Below are 14,725 nucleotides of genomic sequence, written 5' to 3' on the forward strand. Positions count from 1 at the left end.
CATATGAAGCATTCAACTGTTCCTTTCCGGGAGAGCCGGTATCTGCACCTGCCCGAAGTGCGCTTTCTGCATTGGTGCACGAAGCAATACGGCATAAATAAAGGCGTGCTCAATACAATTGACGGCTGGTTTTATGATGCGGGCGTCATTCCGATTCCCGTCAGGCGTCTTTATGTGCTGGCATTCCTTGATTTCGTGAAAACGCCGGGGCAGAAGGGGAATATCCGATTCGGGCACGGCGGATTGACGAAAAAACTGCATGATTTCATGGATATGCAGGAGTGCGCAGCAAAACGTCAGGCCTGACATCCTTAAAATCTTCTTAAAATCATGCAAATTTCTCCCATTTTATTTATAATAGACCTATCACGATCATTTTTTGGGAGGACTTTTGACATGCAAACTGCTGCTTATGAGAGCAAACAATCTATTATGCAGCGCATTATCACGGTATTTGTGTTTACACTGTTAGTTGCGACAATCGGCCTGTATACGGGCCAGTTCATTCCGCCGGCATTGATGCTGCCGCTGTCGGTCTTGGAGGTCGTCATGATCATTGCCGCATTTTGGCTGCGCCGAAAAAAAGCCGTCGGATATGTGTTTGTCTTTTCATTCGCTTTTATTTCCGGAATGACGCTGTTTCCGATCATCAGCCATTATGCGTCCGCAGCCGGAGCCTATGTCGTATTGGAGGCATTCGGTTCTTCGTTTGTCATTTTTGCGGTGCTCGGTACGATCGGCGCTAAAACGAAAAAGGACTTGTCGTTTTTATGGTCCTTCTTGCTTGTCGCTGTTATCGCGCTTCTCGCAGTGGGGATCTTTAATATTTTCAGCCCGCTGAATTCCGCCGCCATGATGGCGTATTCCGTCATCGGAACAATTGTGTTTTCAATGTACATCTTATACGATCTGAACCAGATCAAGCACCGGGACATCACGGCTGACCTGATTCCTTTGATGGCATTGACGCTTTATATCGACTTTATCAACTTGTTTATCAACCTGCTTCGGTTTTTCGGGATTTTAAACAGTGATGATTAATCGCGCGAAAAAGGCGCCCTGCTAAGAGGGGCGCCTTTTTATGTTCTGTCTCCGGAAAACAGCAGAAGCTTATCAAATAAAACTTCAAGCATTTTTGTCAATTCCGCTTTTTCTCCAGCGGTGAAGCTTTCCATGACTCCTGAAATGTTGGAGAAGTGGCCGGGAAGAAACAGCATCAGCTTTTCTTTTCCTTCCCTTGTAAGTTCGATGCTGATTTTTCGTCTGTCACCGGTATGCCGGCTGCGGTTTACAAAGCCGTCCCGTGCGAGTCCGTCGATCAATCCGGTGATGGTCGCTTTGGTGACATTGGATTTTTTCGCCAGCTCCGTCGGACTCAGGCTGTGGCCGGGTTCGTCAAACAGAAACATTAAAATTTTGAATTTCCCTTCGGACAATCCGTGACTTGAGAAATAATGCTCCATGACCTGATTCATTTTTTTAGACATATCAAATAACGTCAAAAATGTTTTCAATGATTCAGCATCCATATCGGCGTAAATCTCAGCGCGTCCGGCAATCTGCGAGTAATCCGGCAAATGTCTCAATTCCATTTTGTAAGCCTCCGTACCATTTTAGTGATTCAAAGTATAAGCTTGCCGGATTCAAAAGGCAACCTATAAAGATTGACAGTTTTTCAGCCAATATAGTAAGGTGGCTAATAGTTAACAAATGATAAATAAATTGAGAAGGCGGTATCGTGATGAACCATGAAGTGAAAAAGATCATCATAGCGGGCGGAGGGATCGGCGGCCTGTCCGCAGCGATTTCTCTCGGCAGAGCGGGTTTTGAAGTGACCCTTTGCGAGGCGGCGTCCGGCATGCGAAAAAGCGGAGCGGGCATTCTTCAGCCTCAAAATGCGCTTCGGGTGCTTCGGGAAATCGGTGTGTATGATGAATGCTGTCAACACGGCTTTCAAACGGAATGGCTGAAGCAGCATGATGAAAACGGAACGCTGCAGTTTAAAGTGAGTGAGGCGTTTTTAGATGATTCATTGCCGGGGCGGAATAATATATTGCGTCAAACGTTAAACAATATCCTCAGGAAGCATGCTGAGGCGGCGGGGGTCACGATTCTGCCCGGTAAAAAAGTCGTGTCTTACGAAGAAACGGCAGATGAAATAACGGTGCATTGTGCAGACGGAACCGCGACGACGGCTGACATCCTCGCCGGCTTTGACGGCATCCGCTCCGCTGTCCGCGATCACATGCTGCAAAGGGAAGTGAAAACAGAGTATCTCGGCATGGGAGCGCACAGATTTTACATTTCTTTTCCCGAGCCGGTTTTTCATGATTCGGCACTGATGTATAAAAAGGGGCAGACGCAGGTCGGGGTCGTGCCGCTCTCTGAAAAAACAGGATACGTATTTATCATCCGGCCGTATGACGCTGACTTCAGGGATGACGAGGACACACGTTTTGAACGGGTGAGAGACTTGCTGCGCGGAATTCCGGGAGTGAAGTTTGTGACAGAGAATATGTCAAAGGAATATCCCGTTTTGTTTCATAAGATTGAGCAGATGGCGGTCAAAGAACCGTGGCACAGAGGCCGCGTCGTTCTGGGCGGGGATGCCGTCCATGCAGGAGCGCCGACATTGGCGCAGGGAGCGGCGATGGCGATTGAAGACGCGATTGTGCTTAGTGAAGAACTGCAAAAACACGAAAACCATGAAACTGCATGTCAAGCATACTTCGAAAGACGGGCGGAGCGGGCATTACAGGTGCAGAATCTCTCATCTGAAATCGTCCGCCGCGAGATAAAGGGAACGCCCGGCGTCCAAGACATCATCGGTGAATGCTATCGATTGCTCAAAGAGCCTTATTAAATACAGAAAGTCCAGAACATGGCGTCTGGACTTTTGTCAGTCTTGTTCAGATTTATTCCGTATCCGCTCAATCACCTCATGCAGCCCCTCAGGCTTGTGAAACTCCACCGGCGAACTGCCTTTTTCAAACGAGATCGTCTCCGCCTCAATGAGCGCGACATAGCGCCCGTTCACTTTTGCGAGATGGATGGATTCGCCGAAATCAGCCAGTAATCCTTTAATCTCTGTTTCTCCGACTTTCATTTTCAGCTCGGCTTCCGGCGTGTGTTCAATGATCTGCGCGGATGCCTCGATGACTTGATGGGTGTCGAGGCGCTCCTGAATTTCCCGCTTTTCACTCGCTTCCCAAATTTCAATGTCGTGCTCAAACTGCTGAAGCTCTTCGCTGTTTTCTTCAAAAGTTTCATACACGTGCTCCTGCACCATGTTCATGACTTGGTTTTTCATGATTTCCGGCATCGATTCGCCATATTCGACAAATTTGAGAAAATCTTCGAAATAACGGGCGTGCGAGGCCTGGTGGATTTTCAGCTCATGCTCTTCCGTCATGCCTTCTTCCGGCATATACGGATATTGAATGCTTTTCATGTTTTTTGTCGTGATGGCCATTTCGACCTTTTTAATGAGAGACGAGGCGTCTGAGATGCGGGCGACCTTCGGCTCGAAATCGCATTTCATCATAAAGACGAATTTGTCCTCAAAATATTTGCGCGGAACGGCCGAAGCCACGATAAAAACACCGCCGCGCACGGCGCTCGTGTCAAGATAAGTACGGACGAACTGTTCGCTTGCCTCGATAAATGCTTCCTTCGTATCCGCAAGTCTGGCGCGGTTGAAAAGGTTGTAATTCGGATTTGAATCAAGCTCATGGCCCGGCTCCGTGATAAAATGGCCGATTTTTGTGGGGACCTGCTCGGATTGCGGATGCCGTTCAGCTTTCCGTTTGACGATTTTCTTCAATTCCCCGTCAAGAAAATCCTTCAGCTCGCTTTCTTCAAATTCGTCTGTGTCAAGGGTCTGGAAATGTTTGAACTGTTTGTTTGCCTGTTCGTCTTTTCCTTCCACTTGAATGACATAAAACGATAAAAACTTGATTTCAAAATCCATATGTGAACTCACCTTATTTCTGTATTTAACAAGCCTCTCCAGTATAGAAAAAACCGTTATCAATCGTCAATCCGGGGATTGATCCGTAACGGCGGATAATTGGCCGGTGAAAAGGGCACTGTAGTTGGAAGGAACGCATCAATGTGTAAGAAAGGGTGTTATTCATGAAGGAAACAGGTCCGATTCCGCAGCCGAAGACATTCGGTCCTCTCGGCAATCTTCCTTTGCTTGATAAAGACAAGCCTACAATGTCGCTGATCAAACTGGCAAACGAGCAGGGGCCTATTTTTCAGCTGCATACCCCGGCGGGCGCCATTATCGTCGTGTCCGGACATGAACTGGTGAAAGAGGTATGTGATGAAGAGCGGTTCGATAAAAGCATTGAAGGTGCTTTGGAGAAAGTCCGGGCGTTTTCCGGTGACGGGCTGTTTACAAGCTGGACGCATGAGCCTAACTGGCGAAAGGCGCATAATATTCTGATGCCGACCTTCAGCCAGCGCGCGATGAAAGATTATCATTCGATGATGACTGATATCGCGGTGCAGCTGATTCAAAAATGGGCTAGGCTGAACCCGGATGAGGCCGTTGATGTGCCTGCCGATATGACCCGCCTGACGCTCGATACGATCGGGCTTTGCGGCTTTAACTATCGGTTTAACAGCTATTACAGGGAAACGCCTCATCCGTTTATCAACAGCATGGTGCGCGCCCTTGATGAAGCGATGCACCAAATGCAGCGTCTCGATGTTCAGGATAAGCTCATGATCAGGACGAAGCGCCAATTTCATCATGACATTCAGGCGATGTTTTCGTTAGTAGACAGTATTATCGCAGAGCGCCGGTCAGGCGGACGGGATGAAAAGGATCTGCTGGCCAGAATGCTGAATGTGGAAGACCCGGAAACGGGCGAAAAACTTGATGATGAAAATATCCGGTTTCAAATCATCACGTTTTTAATTGCCGGCCACGAAACGACCAGCGGCCTGCTTTCCTTTGCCATCTACTTTCTGCTGAAACATCCCCGTGTTTTGGAAAAAGCCTATGAAGAAGCCGATCGGGTTTTGACCGATCCCGTTCCTTCTTATAAACAAGTACTGGAGCTTAGTTATATCCGAATGATTTTGCAGGAGTCATTGCGCTTATGGCCGACCGCGCCTGCGTTCAGCCTTTATGCGAAAGAGGATACGGTGATCGGCGGGAAATATCCGATCACGCCGAAAGACAGAATTTCCGTCTTAATTCCCCAGCTTCACCGTGATAAAGACGCGTGGGGAGACAATGCGGAGGAATTTTATCCGGAGCGGTTTGAACATCCTGATCAAGTGCCTCACCATGCGTACAAGCCGTTCGGAAACGGTCAGAGGGCGTGTATCGGTATGCAGTTCGCCCTGCATGAAGCAACTCTTGTTCTGGGGATGATTCTGCAGCATTTTACCTTTATCGATCACACCGATTATGAGCTCGATATTAAACAGACACTGACGATTAAGCCCGGCGACTTTCATATCCGGGTGCGGCCGAGAAACAAAGGAGCCGTTGCGGCAGCTCTCCCGGCGGCTGAAAAAGCGGCGGAAGACGTCGAAAAAGAAAAACGGGAAACAAAAGGCGCATCCATTATCGGGCTTGATAACCGACCGCTTCTGATTTTGTACGGCTCAGATACGGGAACCGCAGAAGGCGTGGCGCGGGAACTTGCCGATACTGCCGGGATGCACGGCGTCCGGACTGAAACGGCGCCTTTAAATGACCGGATCGGAAAACTGCCGAAAGAAGGAGCTCTCTTGATCATTACGTCCTCTTATAACGGAAAGCCTCCGAGCAACGCGGGACAATTCGTTCAATGGATTGAAGAAGTCAAACGCGGGGAGCTGGAAGGTGTCCGATATGCCGTCTTCGGCTGCGGTGATCATAACTGGGCGGCGACATATCAGGCTGTGCCGAGACTGATTGATGAGAAGCTTGCCGAAAAAGGGGCGGAACGCTTTTCTGCCCGAGGCGAAGGGGACGTCAGCGGGGATTTTGAAGGAAAGCTTGATGAATGGAAAAAAAGCATGTGGACGGACGCCATGAAGGCATTCGGTCTCAAGCTGAATGAAAATGCCGAAAAAGAGCGAAGTGCGCTGGGCCTTCAATTTGTCAGCGGGCTTGGCGGGTCTCCGTTGGCAAAGACGTATGAGGCGGTTTACGCATCCGTTGCGGAAAACAGGGAACTTCAGGCGCCGGAAAGCGGCCGGAGCACAAGGCATATCGAAATCACTCTGCCGAAAGAGGCTGCCTATCATGAAGGGGATCATCTCGGCGTGCTGCCGGTAAACAGCAAAGAGCAGGTCAGCCGTGTTCTCCGCCGGTTCAATCTGAACGGGAATGATCAAGTGCTGCTGACGGCCAGCGGACAGAGCGCGGCTCATCTCCCGCTCGATCGGCCCGTCAGGCTGCATGATCTTCTGAGCAGCTGTGTCGAATTGCAGGAAGCGGCATCAAGGGCTCAAATCCGGGAAATGGCCGCTTATACGGTCTGTCCGCCGCACAAACGGGAATTGGAAGATTTTCTTGAGGAGGGCGTCTATCAGGAGCAAATCTTAACATCGCGCGTCTCAATGCTCGATCTCCTTGAAAAATATGAAGCGTGTGAACTTCCGTTTGAGCGATTTCTGGAGCTTTTGCGCCCGCTGAAGCCGCGGTATTATTCGATTTCAAGTTCGCCTCGGAAACATCCCGGGCAGGCCTCAATTACCGTCGGCGTCGTTCGCGGCCCCGCCCGGAGCGGTTTGGGTGAGTATCGCGGTGTCGCTTCGAATTATTTAGCGGACCGCCGCCCTGAGGATGGTATCGTGATGTTTGTCCGCACTCCGGAAACACGATTCCGGCTGCCGGAAGATCCGGAAAAACCGATTATTATGGTCGGTCCCGGCACAGGAGTCGCCCCGTTCCGCGGATTTCTGCAGGCTCGGGCAGCGTTAAAAAAAGAAGGAAAAGAGCTGGGGGAGGCTCATCTGTATTTCGGATGCAGAAACGATCATGATTTTATTTACCGTGACGAGCTTGAAGCTTATGAAAAAGACGGAATCGTGACGCTTCATACGGCTTTCTCCCGCAAAGAAGGCGTACCGAAAACGTATGTGCAGCACTTAATGGCGAAAGACGCCGGCGCTTTAATTTCCATCCTCGGCCGGGGAGGGCACCTCTACGTATGCGGCGACGGCAGCAAAATGGCGCCCGATGTAGAGGCAACGCTGCAAAAAGCGTATCAGTCGGTCCGCGAAACAGACGAACGGCAAGCGCAAGAATGGCTTTTGGACCTCCAGACAAAAGGCATTTACGCAAAAGATGTTTGGGCGGGGATTTGAGCGATGTGATGAAAAGGACTGGATGACTCCGGTCCTTTTTTTACATCACCCAAAAAAAAACCTTCAAGTTTTTCAGTCCCTTTGCATACAATAACTTCAGCCCGCCTGTTGGGCGGCTGTCTTTGATATTCATTTTTCGTTTTTAGAAGTTTGTGTTATTCTTATATTTGGTATCTCCTATTTTCAGACCGGGTCTGATAAGGTACCTTTTAATGCCAGAAAAAAATGTGAAACGAAGAACGGATATCCTGCGTCTAATGGCTGGCGGGATAAGATGTTCAATAGGCATGACACGAATGATAAATATATCGTTTTTTAAAATGGTGTGTTTATGGGGCTGTGTGATGCTTTCGTTTTGCTCGGAAAGCAGGAATTGAAGCAAAAAGTAAGAATACAGATTTAAAGTGTTTAGGAAAGTAGAGGTTGCCATGAAGAAATTATTTTCTTACAGACTTAGTTTTTTTGTACTGGCTATTATTTTGTTTTGGGCCAAAACGTATTTAGCCTATCATGCTGAATTCAACCTTGGGGTGAAGGGTCCGACGCAGCAGTTTCTGCTTGTGATCAATCCGTTCTCAAGCGCCATTTTCTTTTTAGGACTGGCATTGTTTGCGAAAGGCCGCAAATCAGCGATTATCATGGTGATTATTGATTTCATCATGACGTTTATTTTGTATGCCAATATCCTATTCTATCGATTCTTCGATGATTTCTTGACATTCCCGAACTTAAAGCAATCCGGTAATGTCGGAAATATGGGAGACGGCATCTTCAGCATTATGTCCGGCCATGATATTTTATACTTTGTTGATATTATTATTTTAATCGCGCTTCTGGTGTGGAGACGTGAGCTGAAGGAATTCAAGCTGAAAAAACGGTATACGTCATTAATTATCGTGACGGGTATTGTGTTGTTCTTCGTGAACCTGGCGATTGCCGAAGAGGACCGCCCGGAGCTGCTGACAAGAACGTTTGACCGCAATTACATTGTAAAATACTTAGGCCTTTATAATTACACGATTTATGACGGCGTACAGACGGCGCAGACGGAATCACAGCGTGCATATGCCAGCAGTGATGACCTGACGAGCGTTGAAAACTACACATCGTCGCATTATGCGAAGCCGAACGCCGAGTATTTCGGCAAGGCCAAAGGCAAGAACATCATTAAGATTCACCTGGAGAGCTTCCAATCATTTTTGATCAATTACAAACTTGACGGAAAAGAAGTCACGCCGTTCCTGAATAAACTCGCCCGCGGCGGAGAGGACATGACGTACTTTGATAACTTTTTCCACCAAACGGGCCAAGGTAAAACATCTGACGCCGAGCTGATGATGGATAACAGTCTGTTCGGACTGCCTGAAGGATCAGCCTTCGTGACAAAAGGGGAAAACACGTATCAATCGCTTCCTGCCATCCTTGACCAAAGTGAGGGCTATACAAGCGCCGTTTTACACGGTGACTACAAATCATTCTGGAACCGTGACCAGATTTACAAACATATCGGCTACGATAAATTCTTTGACGCCAGCACATACGATATGTCTGATGACAACCTTGTCAATATGGGACTGAAGGATAAACCGTTCTTCAAAGAATCTATACCGAAGCTTCAGTCGCTGAAACAGCCGTTCTACGCGCATTTGCTCACGCTGACGAACCATTATCCGTTTACGCTTGATGAAAAAGACGCAACGATCGAAAAAGCGAAAACGGGCGACGCGACTGTGGATGACTATTTCCAGACGGCGCGTTATCTTGACGAAGCGCTTGAACAGTTCTTTAAAGATCTGAAGTCATCCGGTTTATATGACAACTCGGTGATTATGCTTTACGGAGACCATTACGGAATCTCTGAAAACCATAACCGCGCGATGAAAGAAATTCTCGGCAAAGAAATTACGCCTTATCAAAACGCGCAGAATCAGCGTGTGCCGCTTATGCTTCGCATCCCCGGCAAAAAAGGCGGGGTGAACCATACGTACGGCGGTGAAATGGACGTTGTGCCGACGATCCTTCACTTGGAAGGCATCGATTCTAAGAAATATATTAATTTCGGCACCGATCTCTTCTCGAAAGACCATGATGATACGGTGACGTTCCGCAACGGAGATTACGTCACGCCGAAATATACTTCCATCTCCAATGTCGTATACGATACGAAGACAGGGAAAGAACTGAAAGGCAATCAGGAAACGAAAAATCTGAAAGCCAGAGTCACAGAGCAGCTGAAGCTGTCTGACAGCGTGATGTACAAAGACTTGCTCAGATTCCACAAATTGAGCGACTTTACGCCGGTTGATCCGTCTAAATATCATTACGGCAAAGAAAAGCTGAATCAGGATAATAAATAATAGAAAGAGCCTTACGGAATTTCCGTGAGGCTCTTTTTTTGTGTATCTTCACCAATCTGAAAAAAGAGAGAGCTTTTGGTCACAAAGGGCGCCAATCTCTCATATCTTACAGTAGATTTTGAAACCGGTGGTAGAGAATCGGACAAATTATCGGGTTGGTTTCTCTTATACGGGCGGTTTCGAATCCAATATTCACAGAGAAGAGGGGTAGAGATGAAAGCAGTCATTCTCTGCGGCGGAAAAGGAACGAGAATGAGCGAAATCACCAATGAACGTCCCAAACCGCTCGCCATGATAGGCGGCAAACCGATTCTATGGCATATTATGAAACTCTATCAATACTATGGCGTGAACGAATTTATCCTGCTTCTTGGTTTCAAAGGAGAGATGATTAAGGAATATTTCTTAGATTATGACTGGAAGAATCACAGCATGACGCTGGACAGCTCTACCGGAGAAGTGCGGATATTGGGAACATCCGAGCCGTGGAAAATCACTTTTTTAGACACGGGGGAACACACGCAGACAGCGGGGCGGCTTTTACAGGCGAAGGACATCATCGGTGATGAAACCTTTCTTATGACGTACGGGGACGGACTGGCGAACATCAACCTGTTTCATCTGATCAGCTATCATCAATCAAAAGGGGCTGCGGCAACCGTCACCGGTATAGAAAAGACCTCGCAATTCGGAACGCTGACGGTTGAAGACGGTATGGCGAAAAGCTTTTCTGAAAAAACCTCAAGTGACGGCATCATCAACGGCGGATTTTTCGTGCTCAGCCCGAAGGTATTTGATTATCTGCCGAAAGACAGGGACGTCATGTTTGAAGAAGAACCGCTGAAGGAGCTGGCAAAGGACGGCGAATTGGCGGTATACCGGCATTACGGTTTCTGGACGGCGATCGATACGTATAAAAATCTGCTGGAAATCAACAAGATGTGGGACCGGGGACAACATGTATGGAAGGTATGGTGATCAAGTTTGAGTTTCTGGAAAAATAAAAATGTGTTTGTGACGGGATGTACAGGTCTTTTAGGAAGCTGCTTGGTGAAGGAACTGATCGATCAGGGGGCTAATGTGACGGGACTTGTCCGTGACACTGTGCCCAAGTCGAACCTGTATCAGGGAGAACAAGTGAAGCAAATGAATATCGTGCAGGGCGCGCTTGAAGATCTGGATGTGATTGAGCGGGCGCTGGGCGAGTATGAAATTGACACGGTCTTTCATTTAGCCGCTCAGGCGATCGTCGGCGTCGCAAACCGCAATCCGATTTCCACATTTGAAGCCAATATTCTCGGCACATGGAACATCCTTGAAGCGTGCCGCAGGCATCCGCTCATCAAGCGGGTGATCGTCGCGTCCAGTGATAAAGCGTACGGCGACCAGCCGACACTGCCGTACGATGAAAACATGCCTCTTCAGGGCAAACATCCGTATGACGTATCAAAAAGCTGTGCCGATTTATTAAGCCACACATATTTTAATACGTACGGACTTCCGGTCTGTATTACGCGCTGCGGCAACTTGTACGGCGGCGGAGATTTGAACTTCAACCGGATTATTCCGCAGACGATTCAGCTCGTGCTGAACGGTGAAGCGCCGGAAATCCGCAGCGACGGCACATTTATCCGTGATTATTTTTACATCGAGGATGCGGTCGAGGCATACCTTTTGCTGGCGGAAAAGATGGAGGAGCTCAATCTTGCGGGAGAAGCGTTCAACTTCAGCAATGAGATTCAGCTGACGGTGCTGGAACTTGTAGAAAAAATTCTTAAGGCGATGGACAGTGACCTCAAGCCGAAAGTGCTTAACCAGGGAAGCCACGAAATCAAGCACCAATATTTATCAGCGGAAAAGGCGAGGAAGCTTCTGAATTGGACGCCCGCGCATACCATTGATGAAGGATTAGAAAAAACGATCGAATGGTATAAAGCCTTTTTTCAAAAGTAACAGAAACAGAGGTGAGAGAAAGACGTGACAAGCGCATATTGCACAGTTTTATCAAAAGGAAGGCTGTATCAGGCTATCGCTTTGTTCGGCTCATTGAAAGCGGTTCAGGCGGACGCCCCCATTTTTACTTTGTGTATGGATCAAGACACCTATGACGTGCTTCAGGCAATGCGTCCGGATAATGTCACCTTGATTCAGGTGTCCGCACTGGAAAATGAGGAGCTCCTTGAACTGAAGCGGACGAGGGATCAGAGCGAATACTGCTGGACGGTGAAGCCGGTATTTCTCGAATTCGTGCTGGACGGACATCCGGAATTAGAGCGTGTCACGTACATTGATGCCGATTTGTTTTTCTTCGCTGATCCGCGCGCGATTTTTGACAATCAGCCGGATTGTTCGGTGCTTCTGTCACGGGGCGATATCGTCATTCCCTCATTTGAAAAACAGGAAATCGACATGCTGCAGCGTCTTTTAGGCCGGTATAATTCCGGTTTTCTCAGCTTCAAAACCGACAGTGCCGGCACAGATTGTCTCAGATGGTGGAAAGAACGCTGCCTTGAAGAATGCAAAAATGCGCCGGGCGAAGGAAAATTCGGAGATCAAGGCTACTTGGATTACATGTCCGGTCTGTTCCCGAACGTGTGTGACATCACCACGCCCGGCGTGAATATCGGCCATTGGAATTACGGCCGCCACACGTTTTCATGGAAGGACGGGCGTCTTGTGCTCGAAGACGGAAATCCGCTGATTTTCTATCATTTCAGCGGATACCGGATCGTCACAGCCGGCGACATTCGGCAGATTCATGAGACAGACCGGACCGACCTGCCGTTTGTCCATCAGCTTTATCAGGACATTCTGAAGCGGGTGATCGGGACGGTCAGCGACGTCTGCCCGGAGTTCAGCGGCTTTGCATCTGAGGATGATAACAAATAAATGATCATATACAGGAAGTGAACGAAAAGTGAAGGCAAGCGTCATTGTTCCCGCATATAATTCCAAGGAGAGGCTTTATAACAGCCTGCTGTCCCTGAATGAACAGGAATGCACAGAGCCGTTCGAAGTGATTGTGGCTGACAACGGTTCGGAAGACGGAACCTTATCCATGCTTGAATCATTCAGCGCGAATTTTCCGCTGATTTTTGTGAGAATTAAAGAAAACAGAGGGATCGCTTACGGCCGGAATCAGGCGGTCCGCAATGCCAGAGGCGATATTTTGATTTTCCATGACAGCGACATGCTTGCCGAAAAGGATTTGGTGGCGAAGCATATCAAGGCTCATGAGAACCGGGACGATCTTGTCGTATGCGGTATGTTCTGGAAGCGGATTTACAGCTTTTATTATGACCGTTTTGAAAAAGAGCATAAGGAAAAACTCGCCGAACTGTATGAAGAGCTGACGGGCGATAAAGAGCCGCTCCTTGATGAAAGTGACATCAGAGACGGAAGCTTTCTTGAACGATGCTTTGATTTAGATACCGACTTTATCCGGGTGCTGAAAAGCATTTTGGAAAAATACGGAGATGATTTGAACGGCTACCGTCTGCCATGGCGTTTTTTCATTACGAACAATTCATCAGTTAAGAGGCAGCACGTGGCAGATCTCGGCCTGTTTGATGAAGGCATTGTCAGATACGGCTTTGAAGATTATGATCTCGGCATCAGGCTTCATCAGTCGGGAATGAGATTTCAGCTGCGGCGCGATATCATGAGCGTCCATCAGGAGCATCCGAGCAACTGCGCTTCCGTTGATGACATCAGGGCGAATATCGCGTACATGTGCGACAAGTATAATGACATTCATTCGCTTGACGTGCACCTCGCGTTTAACGGCCCGTTTGACGCGGAGTTAACCAACAGCATAATGGCAGACATCGAAGTGCTGCTTGATTATGAGAAATATGAAAGCCTGCTGCACATTTTTCTCGAGCTGCTGCACGCGGTTAAAGACCGCAACCTTGATCCGGACTGGAAGACGAAAAGCCCGCGGATCACGGCGAACAGCTTCCAGCTGCCGGAGGTCGGAAAGCTTTTGGCAAAAGCGGAAAAAAAACTGGGCGTCACGCACTTTGCAAGGGCGTTCAAAGCGCTGACTGCTGATTTACTGCATGTGGATCTTAAATAAATTGGATGTGATATGGTGAGTAAATATCATTTTTCAACCATTGTTTCCAGAACGCATATCTTTAAACTGATGCCGATGATTCATTCTCTCCATGAGCATTGCCGGGATTTTCATCTGTATGTGCTGTGTGTCGATCAGAAAGCGTACGAACTGCTTCAGCAGGTGCCGTGGGAACATGTCACGGCGGTTCAGCTCCATGAAATGGAGGACCCGGAGCTGCTTGAAGCAAAGGGCGGCCGGACATTTCATGAATATTGCTGGACGCTGAAGCCGGCTTTTCTGTTCCATGTGATGACGGAGTATGATGAAGCCGAATATTTTGCCCATTTGGACACCGATCTCTTTTTCTTCGCAGATGCGGGCGAGCTGTTTGCGGAAAAGCCGGATGCTTCCCTTTTTCTGACGGATCACCGCAATTCAGAACGGTTTGCGTCTTATTACAAGCTGACGGGGCAGTACAACACCGGGTTTGTCGGCGCGCGGAATACCGGGGAAGCGTATCGGGCGGTCTGGCAGTGGAGACAGGATTGCATCTCCTATTGTACGGTGGAGATGAATGAAGAAAAAAAGACATACGGTGACCAAAGGTATGTTGAAAAGTGGCCCGCGCAGTTTGAACACGTTCATGTCACGGAGTCGATCGGCGCGAATGCGGCGCTGTGGAATATTGAGCAATATGACGTCAGCCTGCGCGACGGGGCTGTATATGTCAATGACACCCCGCTGATTTTTTATCATTTTTCAGGCTTTACGCTCGTCACGGAGAACGAATTCAATCTCTGCTGGTACTATCACATTGATGATGAGGCGACAGTCAGTATGATTTATGTCCCGTACATCAAAAACGTAAAAAAATGGATTGATGAAATTCAAAAAGCGTTTCCTGATTTCAGAGACGGGTTTATTCCGAAATATGCGGTTCCTGACACTCATTTTTATACGGTTGAAACATAAAATCCCTGCCTTTTCGGCA

Annotated in this window: 12 protein-coding genes; 10 read left to right on the forward strand and 2 right to left on the reverse strand. The window is 48.2% G+C overall.

The annotated features are described in order from the left end of the window. Positions 1 to 3: 3 nt before the first annotated feature. Both ribR and AC2CGA_RS17270 read left to right on the forward strand, forming a co-directional pair. The gene (ribR, locus tag AC2CGA_RS17265; protein ID WP_003155691.1) at positions 4 to 306 is read left to right on the forward strand and encodes an FMN riboswitch-binding regulator RibR; all 303 of its coding nucleotides are present in this window, start codon (positions 4 to 6) and stop codon (positions 304 to 306) included. Between the two features lie 90 nt (positions 307 to 396). Further along, entirely contained in the window at positions 397 to 1,041 is a 645-nt protein-coding gene (locus tag AC2CGA_RS17270; RefSeq protein WP_007408941.1) for a Bax inhibitor-1/YccA family protein, read from the forward strand. Positions 1,042 to 1,079: 38 nt separating this feature from the next. Here the strand turns inward: AC2CGA_RS17270 and AC2CGA_RS17275 are convergent, their stop codons facing one another. Next, complete coding sequence (locus tag AC2CGA_RS17275; RefSeq protein WP_003155687.1) at positions 1,080 to 1,592, reverse strand: MarR family winged helix-turn-helix transcriptional regulator; 513 nt, start codon at positions 1,590 to 1,592, stop codon at positions 1,080 to 1,082. A gap of 149 nt (positions 1,593 to 1,741) precedes the next feature. Here AC2CGA_RS17275 and AC2CGA_RS17280 point away from each other — a divergent pair, with 149 nt between their 5' ends. Further along, on the forward strand, positions 1,742 to 2,863 hold the full coding sequence (locus tag AC2CGA_RS17280) for an FAD-dependent oxidoreductase (RefSeq protein WP_041481841.1): 1,122 nt from the start codon (positions 1,742 to 1,744) through the stop codon (positions 2,861 to 2,863). A gap of 36 nt (positions 2,864 to 2,899) precedes the next feature. On the opposite strand, the gene AC2CGA_RS17285 is transcribed toward AC2CGA_RS17280, so the two are convergent. Beyond that, on the reverse strand, positions 2,900 to 3,970 hold the full coding sequence (locus AC2CGA_RS17285; RefSeq protein WP_003155683.1) for a DUF3900 domain-containing protein: 1,071 nt from the start codon (positions 3,968 to 3,970) through the stop codon (positions 2,900 to 2,902). Positions 3,971 to 4,134: 164 nt separating this feature from the next. Here AC2CGA_RS17285 and AC2CGA_RS17290 point away from each other — a divergent pair, with 164 nt between their 5' ends. The 7 genes from AC2CGA_RS17290 to AC2CGA_RS17320 all read left to right on the forward strand — a co-directional run bounded on the left by AC2CGA_RS17290 (position 4,135) and on the right by AC2CGA_RS17320 (position 14,706). Beyond that, on the forward strand, positions 4,135 to 7,317 hold the full coding sequence (locus tag AC2CGA_RS17290) for a bifunctional cytochrome P450/NADPH--P450 reductase (protein ID WP_139885630.1): 3,183 nt from the start codon (positions 4,135 to 4,137) through the stop codon (positions 7,315 to 7,317). Between the two features lie 428 nt (positions 7,318 to 7,745). Continuing rightward, complete coding sequence (ltaS, locus tag AC2CGA_RS17295; protein WP_003155677.1) at positions 7,746 to 9,674, forward strand: lipoteichoic acid synthase; 1,929 nt, start codon at positions 7,746 to 7,748, stop codon at positions 9,672 to 9,674. Positions 9,675 to 9,887: 213 nt separating this feature from the next. Beyond that, positions 9,888 to 10,652: a glucose-1-phosphate cytidylyltransferase gene (locus AC2CGA_RS17300; protein WP_003155676.1), complete on the forward strand. Its 765-nt coding sequence runs from the start codon at positions 9,888 to 9,890 to the stop codon at positions 10,650 to 10,652. Between the two features lie 6 nt (positions 10,653 to 10,658). Continuing rightward, entirely contained in the window at positions 10,659 to 11,627 is a 969-nt protein-coding gene (locus AC2CGA_RS17305; RefSeq protein ID WP_012117042.1) for a GDP-mannose 4,6-dehydratase, read from the forward strand. 24 nt (positions 11,628 to 11,651) lie between these two features. Then, complete coding sequence (locus tag AC2CGA_RS17310; RefSeq protein WP_046341138.1) at positions 11,652 to 12,563, forward strand: putative nucleotide-diphospho-sugar transferase; 912 nt, start codon at positions 11,652 to 11,654, stop codon at positions 12,561 to 12,563. Positions 12,564 to 12,591: 28 nt separating this feature from the next. Then, positions 12,592 to 13,752 (forward strand): glycosyltransferase, encoded by a 1,161-nt coding sequence (locus tag AC2CGA_RS17315; protein ID WP_484480254.1) that lies wholly within the window; start codon positions 12,592 to 12,594, stop codon positions 13,750 to 13,752. Between the two features lie 15 nt (positions 13,753 to 13,767). Beyond that, positions 13,768 to 14,706: a hypothetical protein gene (locus AC2CGA_RS17320; protein WP_015388565.1), complete on the forward strand. Its 939-nt coding sequence runs from the start codon at positions 13,768 to 13,770 to the stop codon at positions 14,704 to 14,706. Positions 14,707 to 14,725: the final 19 nt, after the last annotated feature.

The organism is Bacillus sp. SYZHCR11 (assembly GCF_057196865.1).

Bases quoted from the DNA above. Each gene is read 5' to 3' on its own strand.
- ribR (WP_003155691.1), top strand. From the start codon at position 4: ATGAAGCATTCAACTGTTCCTTTCCGGGAGAGCCGGTATCTGCACCTG.
- AC2CGA_RS17270 (WP_007408941.1), top strand. From the start codon at position 397: ATGCAAACTGCTGCTTATGAGAGCAAACAATCTATTATGCAGCGCATT.
- AC2CGA_RS17275 (WP_003155687.1), bottom strand. From the start codon at position 1,592: ATGGAATTGAGACATTTGCCGGATTACTCGCAGATTGCCGGACGCGCT.
- AC2CGA_RS17280 (WP_041481841.1), top strand. From the start codon at position 1,742: ATGAACCATGAAGTGAAAAAGATCATCATAGCGGGCGGAGGGATCGGC.
- AC2CGA_RS17285 (WP_003155683.1), bottom strand. From the start codon at position 3,970: ATGGATTTTGAAATCAAGTTTTTATCGTTTTATGTCATTCAAGTGGAA.
- AC2CGA_RS17290 (WP_139885630.1), top strand. From the start codon at position 4,135: ATGAAGGAAACAGGTCCGATTCCGCAGCCGAAGACATTCGGTCCTCTC.
- ltaS (WP_003155677.1), top strand. From the start codon at position 7,746: ATGAAGAAATTATTTTCTTACAGACTTAGTTTTTTTGTACTGGCTATT.
- AC2CGA_RS17300 (WP_003155676.1), top strand. From the start codon at position 9,888: ATGAAAGCAGTCATTCTCTGCGGCGGAAAAGGAACGAGAATGAGCGAA.